This is a genomic window from Pseudomonas sp. Colony2 (assembly GCF_019382755.1).
Taxonomy (GTDB): Bacteria; Pseudomonadota; Gammaproteobacteria; order Pseudomonadales; family Pseudomonadaceae; genus Aquipseudomonas.
In genome coordinates this window covers 6,987,289-7,003,497 of sequence record NZ_CP080030.1, presented here as the reverse complement: position 1 = coordinate 7,003,497, position 16,209 = coordinate 6,987,289, and the positions used below count along the sequence as shown (strand labels likewise).

Here is a 16,209-nt window from a genome sequence, read left to right as displayed (position 1 = left end):
TGGAACAACGGATAGCTAAGTACGTCATTGAGGACGCAGGATGATTCCCAGGTTTTTACTCGCAGTCGCCACCGCGCTTCTGCTGACGGCGTGTGCCAAGGATGCGGCCAAGCCCGAGGCCGCCGAAGCTGAGGCAGACACCGCCGCCGTCGAGCTGCATTTCCATGCCATCGCCGGGCTCAACCCCGGCGCCAATGGCCAGGCAGCCCCGGTACGGGTGCGGATTTTCGAACTGAAAAACGCCGCCACCTTCAGCCGTTCCGACTACTTCGCCCTGGCCGATCGCGCACAGTCGACCCTCGGCCTCGACCTGCTCGACCAGGACGAAGTGGTGATCCTGCCCGGCCAGCAATTGAGCATCCAGCGCGACCTCGACCCGTCCACCCGCCAGATCGGCCTGCTGGTGGGCTATCGCGAACTGGACCGTGCCGAGTGGCGCACGGTGCTCAACGTGCCGGCACGCCAATACACCGAATACCAGATCAGCCTCGATGTGCATGCCGTGCGTGCCGACGTCGTGGTTCCCCCATCCAGCCCTGCCCAATAAGAATCGGAGCCCCCATGTCCTGGAACAATCGCGTGGTCTGGTCGGAAGGCATGTTCATCGGAACGCAGCACTTCCAGCAGCATGACCGTTACCTGGAAAACCTGATCGATGCGCGCAGCCGCCCGTTGTCGGCGGGGGCCTGGGGCTTTTCCGAACTGTTGATCGACCAGGGCCTGCTGGCGCAGGGCAAGCTGGCGATCGTCTCGGCACGCGGCCTGTTACCGGATGGCACGCCGTTCAATATCCCCCAGGACGACCTGGCGCCGAGCCCGCTGAATATCGACGACAACTTGCGCGATGGCCTGGTGTACCTGGCGTTGCCCCTCAAGCGTGCCGGCGCCCGCGACACCGTTGACGAAGGCGAGGCCCTGGAAGCCGCGCGCTATGTCAGCCAAGTGCGTGAAGTGCGCGACGACAACGCGCCCTTCGAAAACCGTGCGCCGGTGGCGGTCGGCTCCCGCGCCTTGCGCCTTTTGACCGCCCAGGATGGCATCAGCGATTACGCGGCCATTGGCCTGGTGCGCATCAAGGAAAAACGCGCCGACCGCGCCCTGGTGCTGGACGAGAGCTACATCCCGCCGGTCCTCGACGTGACGGCCAGCAAACCGCTGACCGCGTTTCGCAGCGAACTGCTGGGCCTGCTGCACCAGCGCGGCGAAGCGTTGGCCGGGCGCGTGGTGGCTTCGGGCGCCGGTGGTGCTTCGGAGATTGCCGACTTCATGCTGCTGCAACTGGTCAACCGCGCCCAGCCGCTGATCCAGCACCTGAGTCAGTTGAGCCCGCTGCACCCGGAGCGTTTCTTCAGTGAATTGGTGAGCCTGGCCGGCGAGTTCTCGACCTTCTCCACCACGGGTCGCCGCCCCCACGAATACCCGCAATACCAGCATGACGACCTGGCCTTGAGCTTCACCCCGGTGATGCAGGCCCTGCGCGAGGCGCTGTCGATGCTGATCGACAGCAAGGCCACGCCGATCCCGATTGTCGAGAAAGCCTACGGCGTGCACGTGGCGATGCTGGCCGACAAAACCCTGATCGACAGCGCCAGTTTCATCCTGGTGGTGCGCGCCGATGTGCCGGGCGAAACCCTGCGCGCGCGCTTCGGCCAGCAAAGCAAAGTTGGCTCGGTGGAACACATCCGCGACCTGGTCAACCTGCAACTGCCGGGCATCGGCCTGCTGCCGCTGCCGGTGGCGCCACGGCAGATTCCGTACCACGCAGGCTCCACCTACTACGAGCTGGACCGGGGCAGCGAGCACTGGCAGCAACTGGGTAATTCCGGTGGCTTTGCGTTCCACATCGCCGGCCAGTTCCCGGGGTTGAACCTGGCTTTCTGGGCCATCCGAGGGTAATCCGCGATGCATCCGAATGACGATGACCGCACCCAGTTCATGCCGCGTCCCGGTGGCCGCGCGCCGGAGCCTGTTCGCGCAGAGCCGGCGCCGCTGTCGATGCCCGCTGCGCCGATCCTGACCGGCAAGGCCCAGGGCCTGAACCCGCTGGAAAGCGCTGCCGGCCCGTTGTTGTCGCTGCTGACGCGCCTGCGCAACACGATCTCGCACCCTGCGCCAGCGAGCCTGCGTGCGCAGTTGCTGGCTTACCTGCGCCAGTTCGAAGAACGTGCCGAGGCGGCCGGCGTGGCCCGCAACGATGTGCTGCTGGCGCGTTACGCGCTGTGCACCGCCCTCGATGAAGCCGTGCTGAGTACGCCGTGGGGCAGTGCCAGTGACTGGGGCAAGCAGAGCCTGCTGATCACCGTGCACAACGAAGCCTGGGGCGGCGAAAAGGTCTTCCAATTGCTGGATCACTGCCTGCAAAGCCCGCGGGAACGCCTGTACCTGCTGGAACTGCTGTACCTGTGCCTGTGCCTGGGTTTCGAAGGTCGCTACCGCGTGATGAACGATGGCCGCAGCCAGCTGGAAGCCTTGCGCGAGCGTACCGCTGCGGCGATTCGCAGTGCCCGTGGCGAGCATGAGCGCGAGCTGTCACCCCATTGGCGCGGCGTGACCGTGGCCCGTGATCGCCTGGCGCAGTTCATGCCGCCATGGATCGCCGTGGCCATCGGCCTGGCACTGCTGTTGGCATTGCTGTTCGGGTTGCGGATGAAACTGGCGTCGGATGCCGAGCCGGTGTTCAAGAATATTCATGCCCTGGGGGAGATCCCGGTGCAGGCCATCGACCGTCCGGTGGCCCAGCCGAAAATCATTGAGCGACCGCGTCTGGCAGGCTTCCTGGTGGAAGACATCAAGGCCGGTCGCGTAGTCGTGGAAGATGCCGTCGACCGCTCCGTGGTGACCATCCGTGGTGATGAACTGTTCGCCTCGGCCAGCTCCAGCATCGTCGATGACTTCCAGCCGCTGATGCTGCGTATTGCCGACGCCATCCGCAAGGTCAAGGGCCAGGTGCGGGTCACCGGCCACAGCGATAACCGTCCGATTGCGACCCTGCGCTTTCCGTCCAACTGGGCGCTGTCCGAGGCGCGGGCCAAGTCGGTGCTGGAGATTCTCGCGGCCAAGACCGGCCAGCCGGAACGCTTCAGCGCCGAAGGCCGCAGCGACACCGAGCCGGTGGCGACCAACGCCACAGCCGAAGGCCGTGCGCGCAATCGCCGGGTAGAAATCACCGTATTGGCGGAGGGCGTCGAGTGAAGGCGTTTTTCAGTTTTGTGATTCGCTGGGTGATCCCGCTGCTGGGCCTGATCGCCTTGAGCCTGATCATCTGGTTTGTGGGCCCGTTGCTCGATGTGCTGGTGCCGGAAGGGCGCCGCTGGGCGCTGATCATCCTGGTGTTCGCGGTGTGGATTGCCTACCGCGTATTCCGGATTATCCAGGCCCGGCGCCAGGCCGCCGAAGTGATGCGCAGCCTCGCGGCGGAAACCCCGCCAGCCCCTGCCAGCGTCGCCACCGCCGAAGAGCTGGCGACCCTGCGCCAGCGCATGGACGAAGCCCTGGCCCTGTTGAAAAAGGCCAAGCTGGGCGGTGACGAGCGCCGCAACCTGTATGAGCTGCCGTGGTACGTGATCATCGGCCCGCCGGGCTCGGGCAAGACCACCGCGCTGGTCAATTCCGGGCTGCACTTTCCCTTGGCGGCGCAGTTGGGTGCCGGTGCGGTACGGGGCGTGGGCGGTACGCGCAATTGCGATTGGTGGTTTACCGACCAGGCCGTATTGCTCGACACCGCTGGCCGCTACACCACCCAGGACAGCAACTCCACGGTGGATAAAGCCGCCTGGCTGGGCTTTCTCGACCTGCTGAAAAAGCAGCGATCCCGGCGCCCGATTGACGGTGCGTTTATCGCCATCAGCCTCTCGGACCTGCTGCTGGGCAGCGATGCCGAGCGTGCCGCCCATGCCGCCGCGATCCGCCTGCGCATCCAGGAGCTGTACACCCAACTGGGCGTGCGCTTCCCGATCTACCTGATGCTCACCAAGCTCGACCTGGTGCCGGGCTTCATGGAGTTCTTCGACAACCTGAGCAAGGAAGAGCGCGCCCAAGTGTGGGGCATGACCTTCGCCCTGGACGACGGCAAGAACAGCGACAGCCCGCTGGCCCATCTGCAAAGCGAGTTCGCCGGCCTGGAACAGCGCCTCAACGAGCGCCTGGTGGAGCGCCTGCAACAGGAACGCGACCCGGCGCGGCGCGACCTGATCTACGGTTTCCCGCAGCAGTTCGGCGCGTTGAAGGATTGCCTGCAAGGCTTCCTCGAAGGCGTGTTCAAACCCAACGCCTTTGAAGAGCGCGTCTTGCTGCGCGGTGTGTACTTCACCAGCGGCACCCAGGAAGGCAGCCCGATTGACCGCTTGATCGGCGCCATGGCCCAGAGCATGAACCTGGACCGCCAGCACCTGGCGCGCCAGACCGGCACCGGGCGCAGTTACTTCATCGAAAAACTGTTCACCGCCGTGGCGTTTGCCGAGCGTGGCCTGGTGGGCGTCAACCCGAAGGTCGAGCGCCGTCGCAAGTGGATTGCCCGGGGTGTGCTGGCCGCAACCGTGGCGCTGGTACTGGTCGTCAGCACGTTGTGGTGGGTGAGTTATCGCGCCAACCAGGCCTACATCGCCCAGGTTGACCAGAAGGTCGCGCCGTTGGGCCAGACCGTGCAGAACCTGAGCCCGGCGCAGCGCGAAGTACTCGCGGTATTGCCGTTGCTCAATGCGGTGAAGAACCTGGCGGGCGACTCGCCGAGCTGGTCCGAAGGCTTGGGCCTGTATCAGGGCGACATGCTCGAAGCCGAATCCGCCAGCGTCTACCGCAAGCTGTTGATCGCCGTGTTCGCGCCCCGTTTGGTGACGCGCATCGAAGAGCAACTGCACGGCGGCGGCAATTCCGACTTCCTCTACGAAGGTTTGAAGGCCTACCTGATGCTCGCCGACAGCGAGCATTACGACCCGGACTTCATCAAGGCCTGGATCGCCCTCGACTGGGACCGCAACCTGCCGCGCGACCTGCCGGCAGACCAACGCCAGGCACTGATCGGGCACTTGCAGGCCTTGTTCGAGCGGCATCCGCCCAGCGCCCGTCTCGACCCGCGCTTGATCGACGACCTGCGTCGGCAACTGCAGCAACTGCCGGTGGCCCAGCGCGTCTACGACCGTATCAAGCGCCAGAAACTGCCGGAAGGCGTGCCGGACTTTCGCATCAACGAAGCGGCGGGCCGTGATGCCGCGCTGGTGTTCAGTCGCAAGAGCGGCAAGCCGTTGGGCGAACCGTTGAGCGGTTTCTTCACCGCCAAGGGTTATCGCCAGGGCTTCCTGCTGGCCAGCCTGAACCAGACTGGCACCCTCGCTGAAGAGCAATGGGTACTGGGCCACGAGCAGGCCGACCAACAAAACGTCGTCAGCCTCGCCGCCGATGTGCGCCGCCTGTACTTCCAGGACTATCAACGCCAGTGGGATGCGTTGCTGGCGGATATCGACTTTGTGCCGATCACCAGCGTGGCCCAGGCGGCCGACGTCTTGCGGGTGATTTCCGGGCCGACCTCGCCGCTGAAGAAGCTGCTGGTGGCGGTCTCCAAAGAGACCGACTTGCAAGCGGAAGAACGCTTGCTGGCCGCCAAGGGCGCGCCGGTGGAAGGTGGCGTGGACAAGCTCAAGGAACGCCTCGGCAGCCTGCTTGGCCAGGACCAGCCAACTGCGAATGCACCAGCGGCCAGTGAAGATCCGGTGACGGCGCACTTCGCCGAACTCAACAGCATCGTCAGCAAGAACGAAGGCGAACCGGCGGCCATCGATGGCCTGCTGGCGGACATGAATGCGCTGTATGTGCAGGTCAGCGCCATGGTCGGCGCCAGTGGCGATGCGTTGCTCGGCGAAGCGAAAAACCAGGCGGCGGCTGCGGCCACGCGGGTCAGCCTGAATGCCGAACGCCAGCCGCCGCTGGTGCAGGGCATGGTCAAGTCAGTGGTCAACTCCACCACCAACAGCATGATGGGCGGGGTGCGTAACCAGCTGAATGCGGCGTGGGTCAGCGAAGTGGTGAACGTGTATCGCCAGTCCCTGGCCGGGCGTTATCCGATGTCGCCCGGCAGTGCGCGGGACGCGACCCTGGATGACTTCGGCCAGTTCTTCGGGGTGGGCGGGGTGATGGACAATTACTTCCGCAAGTACCTGCAACCTTACGTCGACACCTCCACGCAAACCTGGCGCTGGCAGCCGGGCGCGGCGCAGAAGCTCGGCATCGCGCCGGGCGTGCTGCAAACCTTCCAGCGTGCGGCGACCATTCGGGATGCGTTTTTCCGTGCCGGTGGCACCCAGCCGATCGTGCGCTTTGAACTCAAACCGGTGGCGATGGACGCGACCATCACCCAGTTCCTGCTGGACCTGGACGGCCAGCAACTGAGCTATGACCACGGCCCGAGCCGGCCGGTCGCGATGCAGTGGCCGAATCCCGGCAGCATTGGCGTGGTGCGCATTTCCATCATGCCGCCGTCAGCCAGCGGGCGCTCCGGCGTGACGCTGGACGGCCCGTGGGCCTGGTTTCGTCTGCTGGAGCAATCGGACCTGACCGCCGGCAATTCGCCGGACCGCTTCAACCTGCGTCTGCGGGTCGACGGCGCGAGCATCTCCTACGAGTTGCGGGCCAACAGTGCCTTCAACCCGTTCAAGAGCCGCGTGCTTAACGGCTTCAGCCTGCCGGAGCGGCTATGACCACGCTGGGTTTCTACGGCAAGTTGGCGTGCCGCGGCGACTTTGTCAGCCGCGCGCTGCCCCAGAGTTTTATCGGCCCTTGGGACAGTTGGCTGGCGTCCGGATTGCTCGCCAGCCAGACCCGCCTCGGGGCTGACTGGCTGAATGCTTACCTGGTCAGCCCATTGTGGCGCTTCGTGTTGGCGCCGGGTGTGTGCGGGCCGGACGCGGCGGTGGGCGTGGTGATGCCGAGCATCGACCGGGTGGGGCGCTATTTCCCGCTGACGGTGGCTGCGCTGTTGGATCACGACACCGACCCGGCCTCCGTCGTTGGCGGCCCGGACACCTGGTTTGAACAGGTGGAAGAGCTGCTGCTGAGCACGCTGGATGCCGGCGCCAGCTTCGAAGGTTTCAGCGACGGCATCGAATCCCTCGGCGCTCCAGCCTGCCAATCTCGCACCTTGGGTAGTCGCTTTGCGGGCTTGCAGCGTGTCAACGCCACAGACCCGCAGGCGCGGATGAATGCGCTTGCCGAACAGGCTTGCGAAGGCGCGAGCCTGTGGTGGGGCCGTGGTTCGCAACAGATTTCTCCCGGTTTAATGCGGTGTCAGGGCTTGCCTGCTGCCGACGATTTTGCGCAATTTTTGCTCGGCCAAGAAGGTGTTGTGTAGATGCGGTCCACGTTCAAATCCGCCAGCAAAAGCCACGTCGGCATGGTTCGCCAAGTCAATGAAGACGCTTGCCTCGACCTGCCGGAAAACGGCCTGTGGGTGGTGGCCGACGGCATGGGCGGGCACGCGGCGGGGGATTACGTCAGCAGCCTGATTGTCGACAGCCTGCGCAGCATTCCCGTGGGCCGTTCCCTTGAGGAATACACGGCGGCGTTGCGCAGCGACCTGTTGCGAGTCAACGGCGCGGTGCGCGAAGAAACCGCCCACCGTGGCGTGACCATGATGGGCAGCACCGTGGTGTTGCTCGCCACCCGAGGCTTGCGCGGCGTGTGCCTGTGGGCCGGCGACAGCCGCCTGTATCGCCTGCGCGACGGCCTGCTGGAAAGCATTTCCCGCGACCACAGCTACGTGCAGGACTTGCAGGACAGCGGCCTGCTCAGCGAAGCCGATGCGCGGGTGCATCCACGGGCGAATATCGTCACCCGCGCGATTGGCGTGGAAGCACAGTTGGCGTTGTCGTCGGTCGACCTGTTGATCGCCCCCGGCGACAGTTACCTGCTGTGCAGCGACGGCCTGAACAAGACCGTCGAAGACCACGAGATCCGCGAAGTACTGAGCCATGCCGAGCCGGACGAAATCGTCCGCAGCCTGGTGCACCTGGGGCTCAATCGCGGCGCGCCGGACAACATCAGCGCCATCGTTGTGAAGGTGTCGACATGAACTTCATCATTCCCGGCTACGACATCGAAGGCGAAATTGGCGTTGGCGCCATGGCCAGCGTGTACCTGGCGACCCAGCGGTCCCTGGAGCGCAAGGTGGCGCTGAAGATCATGGCGGCGGCGCTGGCGGCCGACCCGAGCTTCTGCGAGCGCTTCCTGCGCGAAGGCAAGACCCTGGCGCGCCTGTCCCACCCGCACACCGTGACCATCCATGACATCGGCAATGTCGGTGAGCTGTACTACATGGCCATGGAATACCTGCCCAACGGCACGCTCAAGGAGCGCATCGCCGCGGGCCTGACGCCGGAGCAGGGGCTGACGTATATCCGGCAGATCGCCTCGGCGCTGGGTTATGCCCACGCCCAGGGCCTGGTACACCGCGATGTGAAGCCGGCGAACATTCTGTTCCGCGCGGATGGCACGGCGGTGTTGTCGGACTTTGGCATCGCCAAGTCCCTGGATGACCGCACGCAGTTCACCCAGGCCGGATTTGCCGTCGGCACGCCGAGCTACATGAGCCCGGAGCAGGCCCGGGGCCAGGAAATTGACGGGCGCGCCGACCTGTATGCGCTGGGCGTGGTGCTCTATGAAATCCTCGTGGGCAAGTTGCCTTACAACGGCACCGATGCGCTTTCCACAGCACTGGCACACCTGACTGAACCGCTGCCGGAATTGCCGGTGCACCACGGGCGCTATCAGGAGGTGCTGCGCAAGCTGCTGGCCAAGGACCCGGCGGAGCGTTTCCCGGATGCGGCGGCGTTGCTGCTGGCGCTGGATCAGTTGCCGAAGGAGGAGCAGGTAGAGGCGACGTTGATTCGGCCCCTGCCGATTCCGGTTGCGGTCTCCAATGACCTGGCCGGACTCACGCCGGTTTCCATCGAAATCCCGACCGAAAAGCCGCAGCCACAACCCGTGCGGCAACCGGTGGTGACGCCGACGCAACACTCGGCCGTGTCCGGACAAAACCGTGGGCCGGTGCTGGCGTTGGCGGCAGTTGCCGTGGCGGTCGCGCTGGCAATTGCGGGCGCAAGTTACTGGTGGTTGAAAGATGACGCGCCAGCCGCCGCGCAGCCGGTTGCCGAGGCGGCCAAGACCATCGCGCCGCCTGCCGCGCAACCGGTAGCGGCGCAGGTTGACGGCGGTCAACGCCCGTTGCTGATGGCCGGCAAGAAAACCCTGTTCCAGCGGGTACTGAGCAAGCCTGGCGCCAAGCTTTCCCACGAAGCGGGCGGGGCGCCTGGCGAAGGTTTGCCGGCGTTTTCCGTGCTCTATGTCTACCAACGCAAGGACGTCGACGGCAGCCCCTGGCTGCGGGTTGGCGCCGCCACCGACGGGCGCAGCGACGGTTGGCTGCCGGCGGCGCAAGCCAGCGACTGGAAGCAGAGCCTGGTGCTCAAGTTCACCGAGCGTTCGGGCCGGGCGCCGGTGATGTTCCTGCGTCAGTCCGCTGAAGTGGAGAAGCTTTTAGCCGATCCCGCAGCGGCGAAAAACCTGCTGCTCAAGGTGCAGAAAAACACCGAGGACAACCAGCAGGTTCTGGCCCTGGAGCCGACCGCCAGCGCCGTCCCGCAGAACCAGTTCTATTTGCTGCCGATCTTCGACTCCAAGGAGAGCTTCGACGAAAACGGCCAGCCGGTGCAGTTGCTCAACGTCGCCTCCATCGACCCTGGCAGCACACCTGATGTCATCGCCAAGGCTGTCGGTCGAACGCCGGTGATTGATGCCAATGCCGATGCCTTCCGCACGGCCGTGGTGCTGGTGGTCGACACCACGGTGTCGATGCAGCCCTACATCGACCAGGTTCGCGACGTGGTCCACGAGCTGCAAACCCGCATCGCCGAGCGTGGCGAACTGGACAGCGTGAGCTTTGGCCTGGTGGGTTTTCGCAACAGCATCAAGAAAACCCCCGGCCTGGAGTATGTGGCCAAGACCCTGATCACCCTCGACCAAGGGCGCGACCCGCAGCGCTTCCTCGACATGGCGCGGCAGGTCAAAGCGTCGACGGTGTCCAGCCACTCGTTCAACGAAGACGCGTTCGCCGGTGTCATGCAGGCGGTGGAAGGCATGGACTGGTCCGGCTACGGCGGGCGCTTGATCCTGCTGGTGACCGACGCCGGTGCGTTGCGCAAGAACGACCCGTTCGCCACCACCCAGATGAACGAAGCCGAAGTACGCCAGGCTGCATTGGGCAAGCAGATCAAGATCTACGCCTTGCACCTGCGCACCGACGCCGGGAAGAAAACCCACAGCGGCGCCGAAACCCAGTACCGCACCCTGACCGCCGACGCCAACCCGCAGATCGGCGACCTGTACACGCCGGTGCCCGGTGGCGATGTGCGCAAGTTCGGCGAGCGGGTCGACGAGATCGGCACGGTGTTCGCCAACCTGGTGCATCAGGTGCGCAGCAACACGCCGCAGCCGGTGCCGCTGCTCAGTGCCGCGCCGACCCTGGCGGACAAATCCGCCGCCGTCGGTTACGCGATGCACATGGATTTCCTTGGCCGCAAAACCGCGAGCCAGGCGCCGCAACTGGTGAGTGCCTGGACCGCCGACCGCGACCTGACCAACACCGCGTTGCCGGCCTTCCAGGTGTGCGTGATGTTGACCAAATTGCAGCTCAACGACTTGCAGCAGTCCTTGAAACTGATCGTCGACGCCGCGCGCAAAACCCAGACCTCACCGAAGGATTTCTTCCAGGAAATCGCCAGCGCCTCGGCCTATATGAGCCGTGATCCACAGGCCTTGAAAAAGGGCGGCAACCTGGCGGACGGCGGCATCCTTGGCGAATACCTGGAAGGCCTGCCGTACCGCAGCAAGTCGCTGAACATGACCCAGGATTTGTGGCTGTCGTTGAGCGTGGCCGAGCAGGAAGACTTTATCGACGAGCTGGATTCGAAGATCCGCCTCTACGAAACCTTCCATAACGATGTGGCCAACTGGGTCCGTTTCGGCGATGCCGAGCCGGGTGATGCGTTGTACCGCGTGCCGCTGTCGACGCTGCCGTAATGCTGAACCTGAGCGCAGTGCACAAGAGCCGGGGCGTTGGTGCCCAGCGCTACAGCCTGGTGATACCGGGCTTGCAACTGCGTGCGGGTGAACAGTTGGCGGTGGTCGGGCCGAGTGGCTGTGGCAAGAGCACCTTGCTGGATTTGCTCGCGCTGGTGTTGGCGCCGGACCAGGTCGGGCAGTTCGATTTCAACCGCGTCGACATTGCCGGGCTTTGGCGTGGTGACCAGCAAAGCGCGCTGGCGGAGCTACGCAGTCGGCACCTGGGTTACGTGCTGCAAACCGGCGGCCTGCTGGGCTTTCTCGATGTGCGCGGCAACATTGCGTTGTCGCGGCAACTCCTGGGTTTGAAAGACGACGGCAGCGTGGCGCGGTTGGCCGAGCAGTTGGAAATCACTGATCAGTTGGACAAGAAGCCGGCGGCGTTGTCCGTCGGCCAGCGTCAGCGGGTCAGTTGCGCAAGAGCCCTGGCCCACGGTCCGCAGCTGTTGCTGGCGGATGAGCCCACCGCTGCGCTCGACCCGTTGAACGCCGAGCGGGTGATGCAGGCGCTGTTGGCCCAGGCCCGGCATAACGGCGCGTGCTGCGTGATCGCCACCCATGATGAACCCCTGGCCCGGGCCAGCGGCTTGCAGGTGCGGCGCATCAGTTGCCGTCGCGACGCCGACGGCGGCGTCACCGCCACCCTTGGGGAGGCGTGCTGATGCGTATCGCCCTGGTGGCTTCCCTGGCCTGGCAGGATTACCGCAACGATGCGTGGCTGTCGGTGTGTTCGGTGCTGGCGCTGGTGGCGGTGATCGCGCCGTTGCTGGTGTTGTTCGGCCTGAAATTTGGACTGGTTAGCAGTTTGACCGAACGTTTGGAGAACGACCCGGCCACCCGGGAAATTATTCCGTTGGGCGGTGGTCGATTCAGCAGTGAATTTGTCGAGCAGCTCCGCCAGCGCAGCGACGTGGCGTTCGCCTTGCCGCGCACCCGGCAGATTGCGGCGACGGCGCAGTTGGGGGCGGTGACGGTGGAGATGCTGCCGACCGCCGCCAACGACCCATTGCTGGCCGGCCTGCCGATGCCCAAGGGCCTGGATCAGATCGTGCTGAGCCACACCGCTGCCGAAAAGCTCGGGGCAAAGGCCGGGGATTGGCTGGAGGCGAGTTTTGGGCGCCAGGTGGCGGGGCGCATCGAGTCGCAACGCCTGCGGGTTCAAGTGCTGCAGGTAGCGCCGCTGGAAGCCTTCGCCCGGGATGGATTGTTTGCACCCTTGGGCTTGCTGGAAGCAGCGGAAGATTATCGCGATGGCCGCGCGGTGCCGGCGTTTGGCTGGGACGGCGATGCGGTGGGCGTCAGCGAGCAACGGGTATACCCGGCGTTCCGTTTGTATGCGCGGCGCCTGGTGGATGTGGAGCCGCTGCGGGTGTATTTCGCCGAGCAGAATCTGTTGGTGTCGACCCAGGCCCAGACCATCGCCCAGGTGCAGTCGTTGAGCCGCAACCTGTCGATCGTGTTCTGGATCATCGCCGGGCTGGCGTTGGCGGGCGCGTTTGCCGCGATCTTTGCCGGGGCGCTGGCGTCGGTTGCACGCAAGCGCCGGGAGCTGTCGGTATTGCGGCTGTTGGGGTTTTCCACCGCCGGGTTGTTGCTGTTTGTGGTGTTGCAGGCGCTCTACAGCGCGGGGTTTGCCGCTGTATTGAGTGGGCTTTTATATGGCTTGGCAGAGTCCGGCCTGAACCAATTATTCGTGCAGGTACCGGGCGAATACGCCAGTCACCTGCTGGCGCGTCATTACGGCCTGGCCCTGGCAGCTGTCCTCGGCGTCAGCGCCGTGGCGGCGGCGTGTGGTGGTTGGCGTGTGGCGCGTATCCAGGCTTCTGAAGGAATCAGAGATGTATAAGTTACTGGGCGCCGCCGTGGCGCTGACCCTGTCCTGTGTGGCCTGGGCCGATGAGGCGAGCGACAAGCTGGACAACCCCAAGCCGTTGCCGGACGACGTCAGCCTGCCGCTGCCCTGCGAAGGCAACATGGTGTTCCGCTATGCCTACGTGCTGGCCCAGGGCACCCTGGATGACCGCGAGATCAGCCTCGGCTACCCGTTCAGCGAAGGTGAAGCGGGCTATCAGCAGTCGTTCATTTCCGGTTATCGCCGCGACTTCATCAACGGCCAGTTCACCCTCAAGGACCTGCCCAAGGACTGGAACAAGGTCATCGCGCCGCTGATGCCGAAGACCGATGCCAAGACCCCGCTCAAGCCGATGCTGTACTTCATCGGCAAGTACGAAGTCACTGCGCGGCAATATGCGCAGGTCATGTCCCAGGCGCAATCCCTGGCCAGTGGCGAACCCGCCCCGGCGTGCGATGTACCTACCGGGATGGCGGCGCGCTTGCCGAAGGTCAAGCTGTCGCGCTTTGAAGCCGAACGTTTCTCGGCGGTGTACAGCGCCTGGTTGATGAAATATCACCGCGAGCTGCTGCCGGTGAGTGGTCGCGGTGCTTCGGCGGACGACGGCGGCCTGGGCTTTGTGCGCCTGCCTACCGAAGTGGAGTGGGAGTTCGCCGCTCGCGGTGGCCAGGCGGTCAGCCGTCAGGACCTGGAAGGCCGGCTGTTTCCACGGCGTACCGAGGGCAGCGAAAGCGACGGCCCCCTCGCCGATTATGCGGTGTTCAATCAGGTCGCGGGTGGCACCGGCCAGGCCGCACGGCTGATGCCCATCGGCACCAAGCTGCCCAACCCGATCGGCATGTTCGATGTGATCGGCAACGCAGCGGAAATGGTCCAGGAGTCCTTTCAACTGGTGCACGCCGGGCGTCGCCAGGGCACCTATGGTGGGTTCGTGGTCAAGGGCGGCAACTACCTGGAAGGCGAGGGCACGCTGTTCACCGGCATGCGCCGCGAGTACCCGTTGTTCGCCGCCGACGGTACCGAACAAAGCAACGAGACCACCGGCTTTCGCGTGGCGATTGGCGCCTTGTCGGCACCGCGTTCGCGCTACAAGGAACTGTTCGCCCAGTGGCAGAAGGAAGGTCGCCTGGCCTCGCTGACCGATGCCATCGACGACGCCCAGGACCCGACCAAGCGCCTGGACAGCATCATCGCCGCCAGCGTCGACCCGCGCCTGCAAGCGGAGCTCGGCCTGGTCAACGAAGAGCTCAAGCGCAACGTCTCGCTGATCGCCCAGCAGCGCGAAGAAGCGGCCGGCAACCTGATTCAGTCCGCGGCCCTGGTGGCCGAGACCATCAACAACTACAACATCCGCCTGATCAATTTGCAGAAGAGCCGCCAGCAGGCCATCGACGCCAAGGACGAGGCCAGCGCGCAGCTGTTCGCCACGGCGATCACCAATGGGCGCAGTGCGCTGGACGGCGCGGTGGCGATCTACATCGACAACCTGGCCACCGGCACGCGCTACACCGATGCGGTGATCCAGGCGCAGTTTCAACGGATCAAGGAAGAGTTGGATCGCAAGCCGGTACTGGGCAAGAGCCTGGTGACGCGTGCGACGTTATTCGTTCGCCATGTGGGCAACTACCGCAAGCAACAGCGGGCCGACCCGGCGACGATTTTGAAGGAATTGCTCGCAGCGAGCGGTCAGCGGTCTTGACCGCTGGTTGTACAGCGAGCTTGGAAGGGACTCAGGCGGCGGTGGGCCGTGCTGGGCAAGTCAAACTTAAAAGAGAACACAACGATGATTTTTTCCCGTAAGGCGGTTTCCAAGCGTCATCTGCTGCTGATTGCCGCAGGCTTCAGCACGGTGCTGACCGGTTGCGCAACGTCGCCGACCAACAAAGTCGCCTCGACCACCAAGGTCGAGTACTACCCGAACTGCTACGAGCCGGTGCAGCACCTGCGTGCTACCGATTCGGACCTGACCAAGTCGGTGGTCACCGGCGCCGCCCTGGGTGCGGCCGGTGGTGCTTTGCTGGGCGCCCTGACCGGCGACTCCGACAAGCGCGGCCGCAACGCTGCCATCGGTGCAGCGGGCGGCGCCCTGGCCGGTGGTGCTGCGGGTTACTACACCGAGCGCCAGAAGCAGATCACCGATGACAACCAGCGCATCGCCTCCTACGCCACTGACGTCAACAAGCGCGCTTCCGACATCGACCGCAGCACCGCGTATGCCAAGGCGTCCCAGCAGTGCTACCAGAGTGCGTTCACCAAGCTGGTGGCTGACCGCAAGGCCAAGACCGTCAACGACGTTGAAGGCCGCAAGCGCCTGGCAGAAATCGTCTCGGGCCTGAAAGAGTCCAACGACCTGATCGTCGCGGTGAACGGCAAGGCCAGCGAAGACCTGAACAACTACACCCAGGCGTACGAGCAGGATCTGCAACAAGTGGGCGTACAACGCTCCGACGTGGTCACTGTTGCGACTGCCGATACCACGCCGGTGGTGACGCCAACCAAAGGCAAGAAGCCGGTAAAAGTCGCGAAAAAGCCGGTACTGCCAACCGTGCCGAAAGAAGCCGTAGCCACCGAGAAAACCATCCAGACCGCCCAGACCAAGCAAGCTGAAAGCAAGCAGGTTGCCAGCGCCGGTAAAGCGCAGATCGAAGGCACTTGCCGTGATCCGAACCTGGCGGATTGGGCACCGGTTCCTTGCCCTAACGTCTGAGGAAAGTTGTTGCTATAAGCGTTAAACGCCAGCCGATCTCCTGCTAAAACGGGAGATCGGTAGCGTTATTTGCACAAATCGTTAAACTGCTGCGGCCACCCAATAATTACACTGAGGCCGTGTGCATGAAATTTCGTTTTCTTCTCTGGATGCTTGGCCTGTTGATGGGCAAAGCCAGCCGCACCAACCCTGCGTTCCAGCAGCAGTTGGGTGACAAGGACCTGGCGTTCCAGTTGCAGACCCTCGACGGCAAGGTTGCCCGTCACTTCATCGTCAAAGACCAGCGCATTACCAGCCGCTCGGGTGTTCATCCCGCGCCTGCGTTTGCCATCGCCTTCAAAGACGCCGCCTACGGCTTCGCCACGATGCAGGCGAAGAACAAGCAACTGGCGTTCATGACGGGGATTCAGGACAAGTCGATCCAGATCAAGGGCAACCCGGCGCTGGTGATCTGGTTCCAGGGGTTGACCAAGTATTTGAAGCCGAAGAAAAAGCCCAAAGGCTAGGGGGTTCTTCAGCAATACTGCGTCGCCTGCATTCGCGA

The 16,209-nt window shown here is 64.4% G+C and carries 12 protein-coding genes; all 12 read left to right on the top strand.

What is annotated here, in order from left to right; translation table 11 throughout:
• The first annotated feature begins 40 nt into the window (after positions 1–40).
• The 12 genes from tssJ to JV201_RS28820 all read left to right on the top strand — a co-directional run bounded on the left by tssJ (position 41) and on the right by JV201_RS28820 (position 16,171).
• A complete protein-coding gene (tssJ, locus tag JV201_RS28875) occupies positions 41–547 on the top strand; it encodes a type VI secretion system lipoprotein TssJ (protein ID WP_003213332.1) in 507 nt (168 codons plus the stop codon).
• 14 nt (positions 548–561) lie between these two features.
• Positions 562–1,896 (top strand): type VI secretion system baseplate subunit TssK, encoded by a 1,335-nt coding sequence (tssK, locus tag JV201_RS28870; protein WP_003213330.1) that lies wholly within the window; start codon positions 562–564, stop codon positions 1,894–1,896.
• 6 nt (positions 1,897–1,902) lie between these two features.
• Positions 1,903–3,192, top strand: coding sequence for a DotU family type VI secretion system protein (locus tag JV201_RS28865; RefSeq protein WP_219406311.1), 1,290 nt, complete (start codon positions 1,903–1,905; stop codon positions 3,190–3,192).
• The gene (gene tssM / locus JV201_RS28860) at positions 3,189–6,689 is read left to right on the top strand and encodes a type VI secretion system membrane subunit TssM (RefSeq protein WP_219406310.1); all 3,501 of its coding nucleotides are present in this window, start codon (positions 3,189–3,191) and stop codon (positions 6,687–6,689) included. Before JV201_RS28865 ends, tssM begins: the two co-directional genes overlap by 4 nt.
• Positions 6,686–7,339, top strand: a complete 654-nt coding sequence (gene tagF / locus JV201_RS28855; protein ID WP_219406309.1) for a type VI secretion system-associated protein TagF — start codon at positions 6,686–6,688, stop codon at positions 7,337–7,339. The genes tssM and tagF overlap by 4 nt, the downstream gene beginning before the upstream one ends.
• Complete coding sequence (locus tag JV201_RS28850; protein WP_219406308.1) at positions 7,340–8,059, top strand: PP2C family serine/threonine-protein phosphatase; 720 nt, start codon at positions 7,340–7,342, stop codon at positions 8,057–8,059.
• Entirely contained in the window at positions 8,056–11,064 is a 3,009-nt protein-coding gene (locus JV201_RS28845) for a serine/threonine-protein kinase (protein WP_219406307.1), read from the top strand. Before JV201_RS28850 ends, JV201_RS28845 begins: the two co-directional genes overlap by 4 nt.
• The gene (locus JV201_RS28840; RefSeq protein ID WP_008439454.1) at positions 11,064–11,768 is read left to right on the top strand and encodes an ABC transporter ATP-binding protein; all 705 of its coding nucleotides are present in this window, start codon (positions 11,064–11,066) and stop codon (positions 11,766–11,768) included. Before JV201_RS28845 ends, JV201_RS28840 begins: the two co-directional genes overlap by 1 nt.
• Positions 11,768–12,952: an ABC transporter permease gene (locus JV201_RS28835; protein ID WP_219406306.1), complete on the top strand. Its 1,185-nt coding sequence runs from the start codon at positions 11,768–11,770 to the stop codon at positions 12,950–12,952. The genes JV201_RS28840 and JV201_RS28835 overlap by 1 nt, the downstream gene beginning before the upstream one ends.
• Positions 12,945–14,657, top strand: coding sequence for an SUMF1/EgtB/PvdO family nonheme iron enzyme (locus tag JV201_RS28830; protein WP_063033839.1), 1,713 nt, complete (start codon positions 12,945–12,947; stop codon positions 14,655–14,657). Before JV201_RS28835 ends, JV201_RS28830 begins: the two co-directional genes overlap by 8 nt.
• 84 nt (positions 14,658–14,741) lie before the next feature.
• The gene (tagQ, locus tag JV201_RS28825; protein ID WP_219406305.1) at positions 14,742–15,665 is read left to right on the top strand and encodes a type VI secretion system-associated lipoprotein TagQ; all 924 of its coding nucleotides are present in this window, start codon (positions 14,742–14,744) and stop codon (positions 15,663–15,665) included.
• 125 nt (positions 15,666–15,790) lie between these two features.
• The gene (locus JV201_RS28820) at positions 15,791–16,171 is read left to right on the top strand and encodes a hypothetical protein (RefSeq protein WP_008439448.1); all 381 of its coding nucleotides are present in this window, start codon (positions 15,791–15,793) and stop codon (positions 16,169–16,171) included.
• Positions 16,172–16,209 lie beyond the last annotated feature (38 nt).